Annotated in this window: 15 protein-coding genes; 8 read left to right on the plus strand and 7 right to left on the minus strand. The window is 70.4% G+C overall.

Annotated features, from left to right (window positions below; all coding sequences use genetic code 11):
* The first annotated feature begins 155 nt into the window (after window positions 1-155).
* From M0R80_06535 to M0R80_06550, 4 genes are all read left to right on the plus strand, one after another.
* Window positions 156-1,772: a CTP synthase gene (locus M0R80_06535; protein MCK9459279.1), complete on the plus strand. Its 1,617-nt coding sequence runs from the start codon at window positions 156-158 to the stop codon at window positions 1,770-1,772.
* Window positions 1,773-1,987: 215 nt separating this feature from the next.
* On the plus strand, window positions 1,988-2,455 hold the full coding sequence (locus M0R80_06540; GenBank protein MCK9459280.1) for a hypothetical protein: 468 nt from the start codon (window positions 1,988-1,990) through the stop codon (window positions 2,453-2,455).
* Window positions 2,456-2,476: 21 nt separating this feature from the next.
* Complete coding sequence (locus tag M0R80_06545) at window positions 2,477-3,670, plus strand: hypothetical protein (protein MCK9459281.1); 1,194 nt, start codon at window positions 2,477-2,479, stop codon at window positions 3,668-3,670.
* A gap of 113 nt (window positions 3,671-3,783) precedes the next feature.
* On the plus strand, window positions 3,784-4,020 hold the full coding sequence (locus M0R80_06550; GenBank protein ID MCK9459282.1) for a ribbon-helix-helix protein, CopG family: 237 nt from the start codon (window positions 3,784-3,786) through the stop codon (window positions 4,018-4,020).
* Between the two features lie 7 nt (window positions 4,021-4,027).
* Here M0R80_06550 and mltG read toward each other — a convergent pair whose 3' ends face one another.
* From mltG to M0R80_06570, 4 genes are all read right to left on the minus strand, one after another.
* Window positions 4,028-5,098, minus strand: a complete 1,071-nt coding sequence (gene mltG / locus M0R80_06555; protein MCK9459283.1) for an endolytic transglycosylase MltG — start codon at window positions 5,096-5,098, stop codon at window positions 4,028-4,030.
* On the minus strand, window positions 5,088-5,498 hold the full coding sequence (gene ruvX, locus M0R80_06560; protein MCK9459284.1) for a Holliday junction resolvase RuvX: 411 nt from the start codon (window positions 5,496-5,498) through the stop codon (window positions 5,088-5,090). The genes mltG and ruvX overlap by 11 nt, the downstream gene beginning before the upstream one ends.
* A 7-nt stretch (window positions 5,499-5,505) precedes the next feature.
* Window positions 5,506-6,510: a tRNA (adenosine(37)-N6)-threonylcarbamoyltransferase complex transferase subunit TsaD gene (tsaD, locus tag M0R80_06565; protein MCK9459285.1), complete on the minus strand. Its 1,005-nt coding sequence runs from the start codon at window positions 6,508-6,510 to the stop codon at window positions 5,506-5,508.
* Window positions 6,511-6,579: 69 nt separating this feature from the next.
* Complete coding sequence (locus M0R80_06570) at window positions 6,580-7,038, minus strand: PilZ domain-containing protein (GenBank protein ID MCK9459286.1); 459 nt, start codon at window positions 7,036-7,038, stop codon at window positions 6,580-6,582.
* A gap of 137 nt (window positions 7,039-7,175) precedes the next feature.
* Between M0R80_06570 and M0R80_06575 the strand changes: the two genes are divergently transcribed.
* Window positions 7,176-7,445: a DUF2934 domain-containing protein gene (locus M0R80_06575; protein MCK9459287.1), complete on the plus strand. Its 270-nt coding sequence runs from the start codon at window positions 7,176-7,178 to the stop codon at window positions 7,443-7,445.
* 25 nt (window positions 7,446-7,470) lie between these two features.
* Window positions 7,471-8,274: a hypothetical protein gene (locus M0R80_06580; protein MCK9459288.1), complete on the plus strand. Its 804-nt coding sequence runs from the start codon at window positions 7,471-7,473 to the stop codon at window positions 8,272-8,274.
* Window positions 8,275-8,282: 8 nt separating this feature from the next.
* Here M0R80_06580 and M0R80_06585 read toward each other — a convergent pair whose 3' ends face one another.
* A complete protein-coding gene (locus M0R80_06585; protein ID MCK9459289.1) occupies window positions 8,283-10,343 on the minus strand; it encodes a sulfatase in 2,061 nt (686 codons plus the stop codon).
* Window positions 10,344-10,367: 24 nt separating this feature from the next.
* A complete protein-coding gene (locus M0R80_06590; protein ID MCK9459290.1) occupies window positions 10,368-11,642 on the minus strand; it encodes a sigma-70 family RNA polymerase sigma factor in 1,275 nt (424 codons plus the stop codon).
* A gap of 160 nt (window positions 11,643-11,802) precedes the next feature.
* Here M0R80_06590 and M0R80_06595 point away from each other — a divergent pair, with 160 nt between their 5' ends.
* Together M0R80_06595 and M0R80_06600 are read left to right on the plus strand one after the other, a co-directional pair.
* Window positions 11,803-13,653, plus strand: coding sequence for an ABC transporter ATP-binding protein/permease (locus tag M0R80_06595; GenBank protein MCK9459291.1), 1,851 nt, complete (start codon window positions 11,803-11,805; stop codon window positions 13,651-13,653).
* Window positions 13,646-16,099, plus strand: a complete 2,454-nt coding sequence (locus M0R80_06600; protein ID MCK9459292.1) for a hypothetical protein — start codon at window positions 13,646-13,648, stop codon at window positions 16,097-16,099. Before M0R80_06595 ends, M0R80_06600 begins: the two co-directional genes overlap by 8 nt.
* On the opposite strand, the gene M0R80_06605 is transcribed toward M0R80_06600, so the two are convergent.
* Window positions 16,093-16,728: a hypothetical protein gene (locus tag M0R80_06605; GenBank protein ID MCK9459293.1), complete on the minus strand. Its 636-nt coding sequence runs from the start codon at window positions 16,726-16,728 to the stop codon at window positions 16,093-16,095. The genes M0R80_06600 and M0R80_06605 overlap by 7 nt on opposite strands.
* Window positions 16,729-16,762: the final 34 nt, after the last annotated feature.

A 16,762-nucleotide genomic window follows, 5' to 3' on the forward strand; every position in this document is an offset into this window, starting at 1 on the left:
CCGGACGCCGGGGGAGGGAGCGATTTGATTTCGATCGCACATGGCATTGACAGACCGAACAATTGTTCAGTAGTCTCTAATCCCGTGTTTCACACGGGCCCGCCAACCATTTTTTTCGACAACGCCGCCGCCTCGACGGAGGAAAGGGATCCCCGATGAGCCCATCCCGTAAATCGACCAAGATGATCTTCGTGACCGGCGGCGTCGTGTCGTCGATCGGAAAGGGGCTCGCGGCGGCGTCGCTCGGCGCGCTCCTGGAGAACCGCGGCCTCAAGATCACGCTCATGAAGCTCGACCCGTACATCAACGTGGATCCGGGCACGATGAGCCCGTTCCAGCACGGCGAGGTGTTCGTCACCGACGACGGCGCCGAGACCGATCTCGACCTCGGCCACTACGAGCGGTTCACCACCGTGCGGATGTCGCGCAACAACAACCTGACCACGGGCCGCGTCTATTTCAACGTCATCAGCAAGGAGCGGCGCGGCGAGTACCTCGGCCGGACCGTGCAGGTGATCCCGCACATCACGGACGAGATCAAGCGCTTCGTCCAGGAGCGGGCGCAGGGCGTGGATCTCACGATCGTCGAGATCGGCGGCACGGTCGGCGACATCGAGTCGCTGCCGTTCCTCGAGGCGATCCGCCAGCTCAAGGTCGAGCTCGGGGTCGGCAACGCGATCTGCATGCACGTGACGCTCGTGCCGTACATCGCGGCGGCGGGCGAGCTCAAGACCAAGCCGACGCAGCACTCGGTGAAGGCGCTGCAGGAGATCGGCATCCAGCCCGACATCCTGATCTGCCGGACGGAGAAGCCGCTCGAGCCCGATCACCGCCGCAAGATTGGCCTCTACTGCAACCTGCCGCAGGAGGCGGTGATCGAGGCGCGCGACGTGTCGTGCATCTACGAGCTGCCGATCGCGCTCAAGCGGGAGGGGCTCGACGATCTCGTCGCGCGGCTCCTGAACATCTGGTCGCGCGCGTCGGACCTCGACGAGTGGGAGGCGGTCGTCCGGCGGATCACGAGCCCCAGGTCCGAGGTGACGATCGGCGTGGTCGGCAAGTACGTGCACCTGCGCGACTCGTACAAGAGCCTGAACGAGGCGCTCGTCCACGGTGGCATCGCGAACGACTGCCGCGTGAGCCTCGTGCACGTCGACGCCGAGGCCGTGGAGAAGGACGGGGCCGCGGCGCACTTCGCGGGTGTCGACGGGCTGCTCATCCCCGGCGGGTTCGGCGAGCGCGGCGTCGAGGGGAAGATCGCGGCGATCCGGCACGCGCGGGAGAACGGGGTGCCGTTCTTCGGCATCTGCCTCGGCATGCAGGTGGCGGTCGTCGAGTTCGCCCGGCACGTCTGCTCCGTCGCGAAGGCGAGCTCCGAGGAGTTCGCGCCCGAAGGGCCGGACTCCGTGATCCACCTCATGGCGGATCAGCAGGGCGTGACGGACAAGGGCGCGACGATGCGGCTCGGCGCCTACCCGTGCGTCCTCAAGACCGGCACGAAGGCGCGCGCGGCGTACGGCGCCCCGGAGATCTCGGAGCGCCACCGCCACCGCTTCGAGGTGAACAACGCGTACCGCGAGCGGCTCGAGAAGGGCGGCATGATCCTGTCTGGGCTCAGCCCGGACGGATCGCTCGTCGAGATGATCGAGCTCGCGGACCACCCGTACTTCGTCGGCTGCCAGTTCCACCCCGAGTTCAAGTCGCGCCCGCGCGAGCCGCACCCGCTGTTCACCGCGTTCATCGCCGCGGCGCTGAAGAGGAAGAAGGGCTGAACCGTCTCCACTCCCCGCACCCGCGCAGGATCTGCGCGGGCTGGAGAAGAGAGAGCTCGGGTGCTCGGGAACCCGCGCAGGATCTGCGCGGGCTGGAGAAGAGAGAGCTCGGGTGCTCGGGAACCCGCGCAGGATCTGCGCGGGCTGGAAGGAGAAAGTCCACTCCGTCCATGGTAGAGTGGAGCAGCGATCGTTCTTCACCGGGGGAGGTCCACATGCGGCTCGCCGTTCTGCTGGCTTGGATCGCGGCGCTCTGTCTCGCCGGTTGCGGCAAGGACGGCGGTAGCAGCGAACCCGACGCGAGCACGGACACTGATACCGATTCCGATTCCGACACGGATTCAGACACCGACTCAGATAACGATACCGACACGGATACAGATAGCGACACCGACACGGACACAGACACCGATACCGACACAGACACGGACACTGATTCAGATACTGACACAGACACGGATATCAACACGGACACAGACACGGACACAGACACGGACACGGAAGCAGACGCTGGTCCGGACGAGCACTACCGGTGGCACACGTTTTACGGCATCGACTCGGTTTCTCCAGTCGCCACTGCTTCCTATGACATCAAGGTCGATGGGAGCGGGAACCTGTACTTGACGGGAGATTCGTACGCTTCGTGGAACGGGCCGGGCGGCGAGAGCCCGATACACGCATAATCAGGGAATCGGGACGTTTTCGTGCTCAAGCTAGATCCGGACGGCGTTTACCAGTGGCACACGTTCTACGGAGCCGTTGATACCGACGTTGGCATGTCGCTCGTCCTCGATGCGAGCGGGAACACCTTCGTGACGGGCTACTCCTCCGCATCCTGGAACGGACCAGGTGGCGAGAGCCCGCTCCATGCACATTCCGGAGGAATCGACGACCTGTTCGTGCTCGCGGTGAGCTCCGAGGGCGCGTACCAGTGGCACACGTTTCTGGGGAACGGGAGCGGATCCACTTGGGGCACTTCCGTCGCGAGAGAAGCGAGCGGCGCGCTCTACGTATCGGGTTTTTCCGACAACTCGTGGAACGGTCCTTCCGGCGAGAGCCCGCGGAACGCCTTTTTCGGCACGGGCAATTGGGAAACTTGTGTAGTCGCGCTCGATTCGGACGGCGCGTACCAGTGGCACACTTTTTACGGTGGTAGCGGCTACGATTCGGGCAAAGCGATCGCCGTAAGCGCGACCGGTGATGTCGTCGTTGTAGGATTTACCATGTCCTCATGGAGCGGGCCGAGCAGTGAGAGCCCACTCCACGCGTACTCAGGGGAATATGAGTCATTTATTCTTAGCCTCGACACGAACGGCGACTACCAGTGGCATACGTTCTACGGAAGCGCGAACGGGGATCAGTTGAATTCGGTCGCTATCGATGGAGATGGCGACATCTACGCAACAGGCGACTCCACCACTGCTTGGATAGGACCGGGCGGCGAGAGCCCGATACACGCATATACGGGCTCTGATAACAGCAACATCGTCATCCTTGCCCTCGATTCGAGCGGCGCGTACCAGTGGCACACGTTCTTCGGGTCCAGCCCCTACAACGCCGGCAACGGGATCGTGTCGGGCGGGAGCGGCAACCTTTTCGTCACCGGTGTGTCGGGATCCTGGAATGGCCCGAGCGGAGAGGATCCGCTCCACGCGCACTCCGGCGGCGACAGCGATCTCTTCGTCCTCGGTTTGACGGAGAGCGGCGCGTACGCGTGGCACACGTTTTACGGGTCCTCTTATGTCACAAACGCCTATGCGATTACCGCCGATGGCACTGGCGGTTTGTTTGTAGCTGGCTGGTCTTCCACCTCGTGGCTCGGCCCGAGCGGAGAGGATCCGCTCCACGCGCACTCCGGCGGCGACGGCGATCTCGTCGTCCTTGGGCTCGGGATCTGAGAGCTCGTCCACTGCGTCCATTTTGTCCACTTGGTCCATGGCCCGGCCCGTTGGACAGGATGGACGCAATGGACGGAATGGACGGAGTGGACGGGGTTGGTCATACTCTTGGCATGAGAATCGCCGTGTCACTCCCCGACGATCTGTTCGAGAAAGCCGACCGGCTCGCCCGCAAGATGAAAAATTCGCGCAGCCAGCTCTACGCCGTGGCGCTCGCCGAGTTTCTCGCGCGGCACGATGCCGAAGAAGTCACGGCTGCGCTTGATCGCGTCTGCGGGACGGCCAGTGACATGCACGACCCGGCTGCATCGTCGGCGGCACGTCACGTGCTCAGGCACATCGAATGGTGATCTCGCCCTACAGCCCCTTCCTGTACAGCTCCACCGCCTTCTGGTGCTCCGCGAGCGTGGCCGAGAACCTGTGGCGGCCGTTCCTGCCCGCGACGAAGTAGAGGTACGGCACGTCGGCCGGGCGCAGCGCGGCGGCGAGGGCGTCCGCGCCGGGCGCGCAGATCGGGCCGGGCGGGAGGCCGGGGTGCTTGTACGTGTTGTACGAATTTTCGGGATCGTCGAGATGCCGCCGCGCGAGCGCTCCTCTGAAGCCCGCGCACGACGGCGCCTTCGGGGCGAGGAACGGCGCGCAGCCGTAGGCGACGGTCGGATCCGCCTGGAGCAGGCGCGACGGGAAGTCGGGGCGCGTGAGGCGGTTGCGGTACACGCCGGCGACGATCGGCATCTCGTCCGCGGCGCCGGTCTCGGCCTGCACGATCGACGCGAGCGTCACGGCCGCCTTCAGCTCCGCGCCCGCGGGCGGATCGAGCGCCGCGAGCCTCTCCTCGAAGCGCGCGTGCATCTTCCGGATCGCGCCCCGGGCGCCGTCGTCCGCCGCGAAGAAGTAGGTGTCCGGGTAGAGGAACCCCTCGGCGCTCGGGGCCGGGATCCCGAGCTCGGCGAGGAGCGCCGGATCCTTCGCCGCGGCGAAAAGCTCCGCCGTCATCGCGACGCGCGCGGCGGCGAGCCCGTCGGCGATCTGTCCGAGATCGAACCCCTCGGGGATCGTGACGCGGATCCCGCGGCCCTCGTCGCTCGACGCGATGATCTCCAGGACCTCGTGCGGCGTCATGTCGCCGCGCAGCGTGAACCGGCCGGTCCGGACGAGCGGCAGCCGCTTCGTCGCGCGCAGCCACAGGGCGAAGCTGCCCGGGCTCGCGACGACGCCCTTCTCGGCGAGCAGGGACGCGATCAGCCTGGGGCCCGCGCCGGGCGGGATCGCGACGACGACCGGATCGCTCGACCCCGGCCCCGGCGCCGACGGGAACCGCCACAAGAGCTCCACCGCCGCGGCGAGGAGCACGGCCAGGGCGGCCGCGGCGAGCGCGAGGATCGCGGTCCGGGCCCTGGTCTTCGCGCGCCGCGCGTCAGCGCGCATCGAGGTAGCCCTGCAGGATGAGCGCCGCGGCGATCTTATCGACCACCTTGCGTCGGTCCGCCCGCCGCACGTTGCCCTCGATGAGGACGCGCTCGGCCTGCGCCGTCGTGAACCGCTCGTCCCACAGGACGATCTCGGCGCTCACCGCCTCGCCGAGCCTCGCCGCGAGCTCGCGCGCGCGGACGCCGCTCGAGCCCCGATCGCCGCCGCTCATGGAGAGCGGCAGGCCGATCACGATCGTGTCGACCTCGTGCTCGGCGCACAGCGCGCGGATCCTGTCGACCACGTCGCGCCCGCCCTGGACCGCGAGGACGACGAGCGGCTGCGCGGTGATCTTGAGATCGTCGGACAAGGCGACGCCGATCCGGTGCGATCCCACGTCGAGGCCAAGCGCGCGCATCGTCACCTCACAACGGCCACGCCGCGCGCGGCGCGAGGTCGAGGTGGCTCCTTTCGCCGCGTGCGAGCGCGAGGAGGCCCGCGTAGGCGATCATGGCGGCGTTGTCCGTGCACCGGCTCGCGGGCGGGGCGTAGAGCTCGAGCTCGTTCTCGCCGCACACCTCGATCGCGTGGCGCCGGAGGCCGACGTTGGACGCGACGCCGCCGGCGAGCACGACGCGCGGGACCTGCTTCTGCCGCGCGGCGAGCACGACCTTGCGCACGAGGATCTCGACGACGGCCCGCTGGAAGCCCCGCGCGATCGCGGCGATCTCCTCCTCGGTCGGCCGGCGGCCGAGCCGCGCGACGTGTTGCGCCACCGCGGTCTTGATCCCGGAGAAGCTGAACTCGAACGACGTGCGCCGCCGCAGGGCGGAGGGGAACTCCACGGCCGGGCCCTCGGTCGCGGCGAGCCGGTCGATGACCGGGCCGCCCGGGTAGCCGAGCCCGAGCAGCTTCGCGACCTTGTCGAACGCCTCGCCCGCCGCGTCGTCCCGGGTCTCGCCGAGGCAGGTCACGCGCCGCTCGTCCTCGACGTGGTAGATGCCGGTGTGGCCACCCGACGCGAGCAGCGCCATGTACGGGAGCTCCGGGCGCGGCGCGCCGCCGTCGGCCATCCGCGCGACGAGGAGGTGGCCGAGGAGGTGGTTCACGCCGACGAACGGGAGCCCGCGGGCCGCGGAGATCGTCTTCGCCACCTGCAGCCCGACGACGAGCGAGCCCACGAGGCCGGGCCCCGCGGTCGCGGCGATCCCGTCGATCCCGCCGAGAAGGGTCCCGGCGCGCGACAGCGCCTCCGCGATCACGGGCGCGATCTTGACCATGTGGTTGCGGCTCGCGAGCTCCGGGACCACCCCGCCGTACGGCTTGTGGATCGGGATCTGGCTCGCGACGACGTCGGAGAGCGCGCGATCCCCGTCCACGACCGACGCCGCGGTCTCGTCGCACGACGTTTCGATTCCGAGGACCCTCATCGCTTCCGGCGATAGACCATGCGCCGCGGGCGGTCAATCTCGAACGGGCCCGCGGGAGCTCCGCAGCGCTCAGAGCCTGGGCAGGAGGTACATGCGGACCGTGTCCTCGGTCAGCGGCGGCGGCGGCGCGGTGAAGGGCGACGGGTTCGCCGCGAGCTCCTTGCGCCACTTGATCTCCTGGAGCATCGCCGCGAGGATCTGCCGCCGGCGGTGCTCGACGAGATCGGCTATCATGACGCGGTGCGCCCGCGCCATGGTGCAGAAGCGGATGCCCGCGCCGAGCGTTCGGGTGCCGACCGCCTCGAACATGATCTCGCCCGTGGCCCACACGCTGTCGTTCGCCTCGGGGATCGGGATCTCGAGCTGGACCAGGCGCGGGCCGCGCATGCCGGAGGTGGCCGGCTTCACGGTGTAGATGCCCGTGTCGCTGACGTTCACGATGCTCGCCGCGAACGGGTTTTCGGAGACGATCTCCGTAATCAGCCGAGAGTCCGGGACTCTGCAAGAAACGCGTCGGTCTTGGGTCATGTCGTCCTCCCTGATTCGAATACCTACATTTGTACACAATGTAACCCTAGGTGCGACATGTGTCAAAAAAACGGTCGACAACTCGGCGTCCATGGACATACTCCTCCTCGACACTTTCCAGATTTTCGGGGGATGACATGACCGCAAAGACGCGCAGAACGACCGAGACGAAGCCCGCCAAGAAGCCGGCGGCGAAGAAGACCGAGCCCGCGAAGGCCTCGAAGCCCGCGAAGCCCGCGAAGGCGCCCGAGGCGCCGAAGCCCGCGAAGGTGCCGATCACGCAAGAGATGATCGCACAACGCGCCTACGAGATCTGGCTCGCCGCCGGACGCCCGCACGGGCAGGATCACGAGATCTGGATGCGCGCGGAGGCGGAGCTGCGCGCGGACTCGGGCGCTCGGCGCTGATCCAGCGGATCCGGAGAACGGCTTCATGAACCACGTGAGGTGTATCCTCATCGCGGCGATCTTCAGTGCGGGGGGCTGCGCGACGACCGCCGTCGACACGGGCTCCAGCGGCGGGGACGCGGACTCCGATTCGGACTCGGACACCGATGGCGACACGGATTCCGACTCGGACACGGATGCCGACACGGATTCGGACTCGGACACCGACGGCGACACCGATGGCGACACGGATGTCGATACGGATACTGATATCGACACCGACACGGATACCGATACCGACACGGACGCGGACGCGGACACCGACACGGACGCGGACACCGACACGGACACGGATACCGATACCGACGCGGACACGGATGCGGACGCCGAGGTGACGGTGGATCTCACGCCGCCGACCGGCACTCTCTACGACAGCACGGACGTGCCGCTGTGGGAGACCAAGGGGTATCAGCTGACGCCCACGGCGGACACGCACGTCGTGGGGCTCGAGTGGTGGATCAACCAGCCGTCGAGCGGCTGGATCGCGGCGCGTCTCTACAGCTCGAGCGCAGTGCTGCTCGCGTCCGGGACACAAGAGTGGGGCTCGAACGTCGAGCAGTGGTACAGGTCGGACATCGACGCGACGCTCCTCTCGGGGGCGACGTACTTCCTCGTGTTCTACAATTCGGCGGCCGGCACCGCCCTGTTCGATCGCAAGGACGATCCGAGCGAGCCGTACAGCGCCGGGAGCACCTTCACCGGCCTCTACAGCTGGTCGAACGACGGCGACGCGTTCCCGCTCGACTCGAACTCCTGGGCCCCGTTCATGCGGGTGGTCATCCAGCCCTAGGCCCCCACCTAGCGCGGCGTCTCCTGATCCGGCGAGAGCGTGTAGCGCCGCTTGGCGGCGCGCACGCGGGAGTAGGCGTGCACCTTGCGCGCGGCCTCTTCCTCGAGACCGGGCTCGCCGGCGAGGCGCTCGCGCTGCTCGAGCGGGTCGTTCGACAGGTCGAAGAGGGAGATTCTGTGCGTGATGAAGTCGTAGTTGATCTTGTCGCGTTCGTAGACGAGCGACGCCATCATCCGGTCGTGGCCGACGAGCTCGATCACGACCGCGCCGTCCGTGGCGCGCAGCATCGGCCCGATCTCCTCCCGGACGCGCGCGGCCGCGGCCCGGGCGAGCGGCTCCGGGCCCCGCTGGGCGAGCCAGGGGAACAGGTACATCGTGGAAACCTGCTCCCGGACGGCGCCGCCCCGCGCGCCCGGGATCCGGACCACGAGCGGGACGCGGGTCGACTCCGAGTAGACCGTCGCCTTGTGGTGCGTGCCGCCGTGCTCGCGGAACTCCTCGCCGTGATCCCCGGCGAACACGAGCACCGTCCGCTCGAGCAACCCCGCGTCGCGGAGCGCGTCGACGATCCGGCCGAGCTGCTCGTCCATGAACCGCAACTCGTGGCGGTAGCGCTCGAGATCGGTCCCGGCCGGCATGTCGCCGTAGCGGGCGAAGTAGTCGGAGTGCGGGCTGGCGAGGAAGATCCAGCCGAAGAAGGGGCGAAGGGCGCGCGCGCGCTTTCCGATCTCGGCCACGGCGAGATCCGCGACGCGGGCGTCGGTCTCCTTGCTGTCCTCCCCGGCGCCGCTTTCGTAGACGTAGCCCTTCGAGGCGAACCCCTGCTCGAAGCCTCTGATCGCCTTGTGGAAGACGTACTTGTGATCGTGGCTCACGAGGAACGTGTCGTAGCCCGCGCCCGCGAGCAGCTCCGGCACCGTCTCCTCGTCGGAGGAGAGCCGGCCGTGCCACGCCTTCTGCCACGTCTCGAGGCGGATCATGGACGGGTAGGTCATGCACAGGACGCTCGAGATCGCGTGCAGCGTGCCGCTCGACGGCGAGTAGGCGCGCGAGAAGGAGTAGGCGCCTTCCCCGGCGAGCGCCGCGAGGGTCGGCGTGGTGCGAAGACCGGGATCGTGGAGCGACGTCTGGTCGTAGCGTGTCGCCTCGGCCGTTATGAACAGCACGTTGTAGTCGCCGAGCGCGAAGCCCTCGGGCAGGGGCGGGAGGTTCGACGCCGTTCTGAACAGGGAGGTGTCCTCCTCGGGCGGCAGAGGGGCCTTCAGGGCGTCCTCCGACGCGGGATCGAAGCTGAAGAAGACGCGCCTCGCCTCGCCGAGCGTGTTCGTCCCGGCCGCCGCGATGCGGGCTCGCCCGACGAGATCGGAAGGCGCGAGCGCCGCGGGCAGCGCCAGGGCGATCCCGATCGCGAGCGCGGCGAACACGACCCGATTCGGCCTGCGCGGCGACACGCGGGCGGCGAGCGCGAAGAGGCCGAGCTGGAGGAGCGCGCCGGCCCAGAGGAGCAGCGCGAGGTGCAGCGTCGGGTACCCGCCGCGGAAGAGCGAGAGGTTCGCCGCGTGCGCGGCCGCGAAGCCGCCGATCCCGACGAGCGGCCAGAGCGCATCGAGGGCGCGCCGCAGCGTGCCCTGTCCCCCGCCCGGCCGCGCGGCGAGGAGGTGGCCGAGCGCGAGGACGGCGGCGAGGACGGCGGCCGCGGCGAGGAACGGCGGGTGCCAGCGGAACGGGCGATAGCCCGCGAGCATGACGTGGGTGATAGTCGCGAGCGCGGCGGCGGCGAGGGCGACGAGGAGCGTGCGGGCACGACCCCGCGCGAACGCGGCGGCGGCGGCAACGAGGGCGAAGATCCACACGGGCGCCATCAGCGTCAGCGTCCACGACAGGGCGACGCGCAGCGCGGCGCCGAAGGCGGGGACCCCGGGGGAGGTCGCCTGCCGGGAGATCACGATCGCCTCCACGAGCGCCACGACGATCCACGCCGCGGCCGCGGCGGCTATCTCCCGGATCGCGACGCCGCGCCGTGCGTCGGGGCTCGCGTTTCCGGGGGCGGCTCGGGCGGTGGTCGGCATCGCGCGGCCATTATGGAGGGATAGCTAGGCGGCGTCGAGAGAGAGCTTGCGCCTGAGCTTGCGCAGCGCCTGCTCCTGGAGCTGACGGATGCGCTCCCGGGAGAGGCGGTAGTGATCGCCGATCTCCTTGAGCGTCATCTCCTCGCCCTCGTTGTCGAGGCCGTACCGCCAGCGGATGATCGTCCGCTCCGTGGGTGACAGGATGTCGAGGACGGCCTCCATCCCTCGCTGCCACGACGCGAGGAGCGTCTCGTCGAACGGGTCCCTGCCGCCCTCGTCCGCGAGGAGGTCGATGTACTTGCGGTTGTCCGTGCCGGAGATCTCGCGATCGAGCGACGTCATCGACGCCATCCTGTGCCGCTGGACGCGGGCGATCTTGCGCGCGTCGAGGCCGGTCTCCTTCGTGAGCTCCTCCGCCGTCGGCGCGCGCCCCATGCGCAGGGTGATGTTCTCCATGGCGCGGCCGAGGCGCTGCTGCGCGTCGAGGGCGTGGACCGGGACGCGCACCGCGTGACCCTTGTCGGCCAGGGCGCGGCCGATGGCGTGCCGGATCCACCACGACGCGTACGTGTTGAACCGGAACCCGCGCCGGTAGTCGAAGCGCTCCACGGCCTTGATGAGCCCCAGGTTCCCCTCCTGGATGAGGTCGATGAGCGGCATCTGCCCGCGGTCGTAGCGCCGCGCGATCGAGACGACGAGGCGCAGGTTCGCGCGGATGAAGTCGTGCTTCGCCGCGGAGATCCGCCGCGCGTCGACCTCGCACCTATCGCGCAGCCGCTCGAGACGCGCTTCGCAGCGCTTCCCTCCGGCGGCGTGGAGCACCACCCGGTGGGCTGCGCCGATGAAGTCGCGCCGCAGATCGGCCTCGTGGATCGAGGGCGCGATCCGCTCGACGATCCGTTCGTGCTCCGCGATCGCCCGCGGCGAGGGCTTGCCGTTGACGCCTCGGCGCTGTGCCGCTCGCGCCGACTTGGCGAGCGCCTCGAGGCCGTCGATCCGCTCGCCCGGTTCGAAACGGAGCTCCACCGCGCGTACCACGTCGGCCACCAGATCCGGGTGCGCCAGGATCGCCTTCCAGCGATCGATTTCCATCTCCGCGAGCGCCCGGGCCCGCGCCACCTCCTCGTCCGAGCCGAGCACGTCGTGCTCGGAGAGATCCTGGAAGTAGCGCGCGAGCATCGGATCGTGCTTGCGCGAGGACCACCTCTGCGCGTCGCGCGCCTCCCTTCGCTCGCCGTCGATGGGCCCCGCGGCCCGCCTGTCCTCTGCCCTTCTCGAGTCCGTCGCGTTCTTCCTCATGGTCGACCTCGGCCCCCGCTGTGACGACGCGCGCCGCGCGCGCCTATACTGCTAATCATCCGAAAGCGCCCGGGCAACGTCACCCCATGAAATCCGGCCGCCTTCTCTTCTCTATTGCGACCGGCGCCGTTTTTTCTTTAGGGTCGATCGGACGAATGCGATGAACGGATCGAGGAACGACGACGCGACGCGCGAGGCTCCGCCCGGACGGATCGGGGTGGGATCGCTCCTCGCGCTCGCCCGTCCGGCCTCGCCGCTGCTCGCCGCCGCGGCCGCGTGCATGGCGGTCAGCGCCGCGGCCACCGCCGGCTACGCGTACCTCGTCGGACCGGTGCTGCGGTTTCTGTTCGGCGAAGACGCGGCGTTCGCGGCGCCAGTTGCAGGCGCGCCGCACGAGGCGTTCGGCGAGATCGGCGCGGCGCTCGCCGGGATCGCGCCGTGGCAGCTCGCGGCGGTGCTCGTCGCCGCGGCCGCGATCAAGGGGTTCGCGTTCTTCGCGTCGAGGGTCGCCTCGTCGCGCGCCGGACAGCGCGTCCTGTTCCGGCTGCGGAACGACGTGTACCGCTCGCTGCTCGCGCTCGATCCGTTCGGCGAGGAGTCGCGGCGCGCGGGCGCCATGGTGTCGCGGTTCGCCGTGGACGTCGAGGCGGTCGAGCAGGCGCTGACCGACGGCTTGATGGGGTTCGTGCGGGACGCCCTGCAGATCGCGGCCCTCGTCGTCCTCATCCTCGCCCTCGATCCGGTGCTCGGCGCGCTCGGGCTCCTCGCGTTCCCGCTCGCCGCACTGTCGATCGTCCGTCTCGGGCGGGCGCTGCGGCGGCGCAGGCGCGACGTGCACGAGGCGTTCGAGGCGCTCGGCGAATCGGTCTCGGAGACCGCCGCCGGGCTGCACGTCGTCCGCGCCTTCAGGGCCGAGCCGCTGATGCGCGCGCGATTCGAGGCCGCGAGCCTGAACCTCGCCGTGCGGGCGGTCCGCGCCGCGACTTTGCGGGCGCTCTCGAGCCCGTTCAACGAGATCCTCGGCGCGGCCGCGCTCGGCGCGACCTTGATGTACGCGAACGCCCGCATCGCACAGGGCGCGCTGACCGCCGGGGAGGTCGCGTCCTTCTTCACCGCGCTCGCGCTGCTCTACCAGCCCGTCAAGGGGCTCGGTCAGGATCAGAGCGCGGTGCAGTCCGGGCTCGCGGCCCTCGACCGGCTGGCCGTCCTGCGCGAGGACGAGCGCCGCTCCGCCGCCCGGCCGGCCGCTCCTTTCACCGCGCACCCGGGACCCTTTTCCGTCGAGATCCGCGGCCTCGTCGCCGGCTACCCGGGGTGTCCGGAGGTCCTCCGGTGCGTCGATCTCGTCGTGCCGAAGGGCGCGCGCCTCGCGATCGTGGGCGGCTCGGGCTCCGGGAAGACGACGCTCCTGAACGCGCTCGGCGGCCTGCTCGAGCCGCGCGGCGGCGAGCTCCTCGTGGACGGCGTCCGCGTGGATCCCCGCTCCTTCGCCGCGAGCGGCGCCGTGGCGACCGTGCCGCAGGAGCCGTTCCTGTTCGACGACGGCATCGCGATGAACGTCCGGATCGGGCGGCCGTCCGCCTCGGACGAGGAGGTGATCGCCGCGTGCCGCGTGGCGGGCGTGCTCGGGTTCGCCGGCGAGCTCCCGGGCCGGCTCGAGGAGCGGATCGGGCGGCGGGGCGCCCGGCTCTCGGTCGGCCAGCGGCAGCGCGTCTGCCTGGCCCGCGCCCTCCTGAGCGCGGCGCCGCTCCTCCTGTTCGACGAGATCACCGCGTCGCTCGACGGCGCGACCGAGCGGGCGCTCGTGGAAGGGCTCGACGGCTACCTCGGCGAGAGGTCGGTGGTGGTCGTCACCCACCGCCTCTCCACGGCGCGCTGGGCATCGCGCCTCGCGCTGCTCGAGGGCGGTGTCATGCGCGCAGAGGGCCCGGCCGGGCAGCTGCTCGAGAGCGATCCGCGCGTCAGGAGCCTCTTCGAAGGGGCGCCGCGGGAGGAGGACTGCGTTGCGTGAACGAAATGGAATCGCCGCGTGGATGGGGATCGCGTCGGCGCTGATCCTGGCCGTTGCCGGCCCCGCGCGGGCCGCCGCGACCGAGGCCCGCTTCCCCGATGGCCGGGCGTTCTTCGACCGCGGCGCGCTCCGGCTCGAGGTGGGCGGCGCCGAGACCTGGTCGCGCCCGATCGAGGGCGCCCCCGCCGGGGCGGCGCTCGAGATCGCGTCCCACGCGCTCGCCGGGGGTGCGACGGCGGTCGACGTCCGCTTCCTCGACGCGGGCGGGGCGCCCGTGTTCGAGGTCGTCGCCGTGCGCGACGTGGGCGCGAAGGCGCTGCGCATCGTGTGGAGCGGATCCGTCGCGGCGTCCGGCGATCCCGGCGAGCTTTCGAGCTCGGCGATCCGGTTCGAGGATCTCACCAGCGACGGCCTGCCGGAGATCCTGCTCGGCACGGAGTTCGATCCGGTCCGCGTCTGCGGGCGCGCGGAGCCGCCCCTCCTTTTCCGGCAGGCGTACGATCCCGGGGCCCGGCGGTTCCGGCAGATCCTGGCCAAACGGCCGGGGATCCTCCCGACGGCGGATCTGGCGGGCGCGGCGGGGAAGGACGATCTGCGGCCGATCGTCGAGGTCGCGAGCGCCTCGAGCGCGTCGCGCGTCATGGGCGACCGCGGCGACACGATCATGCTGACGCCGCCGTTCGCCCTCGTCGACGGCGATCCGGAGACGGTCTGGAGCCCGGGGCTCGGCGCGTCGTCCGGGGAGTTCGCGACGCTCGCCGTCGCCGCCGAGGAGTACGGCGTCGTCCGCGTCGGGATCGCCGTCCCGATGACCGGGGGGAAGCCCGCGTGGGCGCGCCCGAGGTCGTTGCTGCTCGTCACGGACGGCGAGGTCTACCGCCTGCGCTTTCCCGAGATCGAGGGCGCGGCCCCGGGTGCGATCTGGTTCGAGCTCCCGGCCCCGGTCCGGACCCCGTGCCTGACGATCGTGGCCGAGGAGGCGGAGGGGGCGCGCGACAAGGTCCCGCTCGCCGTCGGGGAGATCATCGTGCTCACCGAGCTCGACGCGGGCGGCGGGCTCGAGCGCCTGGTGCGGGATCTCGACGACGCCGCGAAAGGGCAGCGGGCGGCCGCGCTGCTCGGGAGGATGGGCGCGAAGGCGCTCGCTCCGCTGCGGGCCGGGTGGCCGACGCTCGGCGAGCCCGGCCGCAGGCGCGCGATCCGGGCCGTCGCGGACAAGGCCCCGGCCGAGGGTGCGGATCTCCTCGCCGAAGCCTGCGTCGGGAGCGACGGCGTCGCCGCCGCGTCCGCGAGAGAAGGGCTCGCGCGCGTTCCCGCGGAGGGCGCTGCTGCGCTCGGGAAGCTCCTGCCCGGCGCCGACGGGCGGAAGTTCGCGGCGGCGATCAAGGGCTTGGCCGCGCTCCGCGTGCCTGCGTCGGTCGACCTGATGACCGGGGCCGCCGGGAAAGGCTCCCGCGCGCGGCGGGAGCTCGTGCGCACGGAGCTCGGCAAGCTCGCGCGCAGCGAGGCGGCGCTCGGCGAAAGGCTGCGGGGCGCCATGGAGATCGCGGCGGCCGGTGCCGATCGGGAGATCCTGCTCGACCTGCTCCGGGCCGCGGTCGCCGCCGGCGTGGCAGCGGATCGCACCGAGGCGATCGCCTCCGAGATATACGCCGATTCGACGCGCTTCGAGGATCGGTACCGCGCGCTCGAGGTGATCGCGAGGCGCGGGTCGGCCGCGTCGCTGCCTCTGCTTCTCGAGGCTGCGGGGGACGCCGACGCGAAGCTGCGCGCGGTTTCGATATCGGGGCTGGCGGCGTCCGCCCGAAAGGACGAGGCCGCGGCGAGGGCCCTGCGCGCGGCGATCTCCGATCCCGAGGTGCCGGTCCGATTGGCCGCGATCGCCGGCATGCGCGACGCCGGCGCGCACGACGAGGGAGAGGCGCAGCTCGTCGGTGCCGCCGGGACGGACCCGTGGCCCGTCGTCCGAGCGGCGATCGCGGCGCTCGCACCGGAGCTGTCCAGCGAAAGCGCGGCGGAGATCCTGTCCCGCGCGCTGCGTGATCCGGCGGCGCAGGTCAGGCTCGAGGGCCTGTCGAGCGCGGCGCGGGTCGACGGCGACACGATCGACGGGCTCGTGGTCGAGCGGCTCTCCGCCGCCGGCGAGGAGCCCCGCGTGCGCGCGGCCGCCGCCCGGGCCGCACGGGCGAGGTGCATCGAGTCCGCGGTGCAGCCGTTGTACGAGGTGCTCCGCAAGGGGGCCGAGCCGCTCGCGGAGCTGCGGGACGTGGACGCGGCGGTCGCCGCGGCCGGGGCGCTGGGCGCCATCGGCGGCGCGAGATCGGAGGAGCTCCTGCGCAAGGCCCGGCAGCGCTCGAACCCGACGACGGACGCGGCGATCGACGCGGCGCTCGCCCGGTTCGGCCAGGAGTGCGGTTCAGGCGACGGGGACCGGCCGGGTCAGTAGCACGTGTCGCAGGCCCAGACGAAGAGGACGTGCTGGCAGCAGTCCGTCGGCGGGGAGCACGCCCCGGCGAGCCCGCAGTTGCACTCGCCGAGCAGGCACTGGTTGCCGACCTCGGTGGCCAGGCAGTCGTTGCCGCAGACGCCGCAGTGGGCGGGGTTGTTCAGCGGGTTCACGCAGACGTTGTCGCAGCACGCGATGTACGGGTAGTGGGTGATGCACTGGAGCTCCGACACGCACGAGATGCCCGGGTCGGTGTCTGTGTCGGTGTCCGCGTCCGTGTCCGTGTCCGCGTCGGTGTCTGTGTCGGTGTCCGCATCCGTGTCCGCGGCCGGGAGGTCGCAGCAGACCGCCCCAGAGGTCGTGCACTCGTAGGTGCCCTCGACGGTGCCGCCCTGCGCCGTGCAGACGGTCTCGCTGATGCAGACGAAGGGGCACGGATCGGCGTCCGAGTCGGTGTCCGAGTCGGAGTCGGTGTCCGAGTCGGTGTCCGAGTCGGAGTCCGTGTCCGTGTCGGTGTCGGCGTCCGAGTCGCCGCCGTCCGGCTCGCTCGTGGCGAGGCTCGCCTTCGCGCAGCCGAGCGCGAGGGCGGCTCCCGAGACGAGGAGAATCCAAGTTGATGCCCGCGACATGTCCACCTCCTACCCTATGAGTAGACCTTCATGG

The sequence above is a fragment of the Pseudomonadota bacterium genome (assembly GCA_023229365.1).
Taxonomy (GTDB): Bacteria; Myxococcota_A; Polyangia; order JAAYKL01; family JAAYKL01; genus JALNZK01.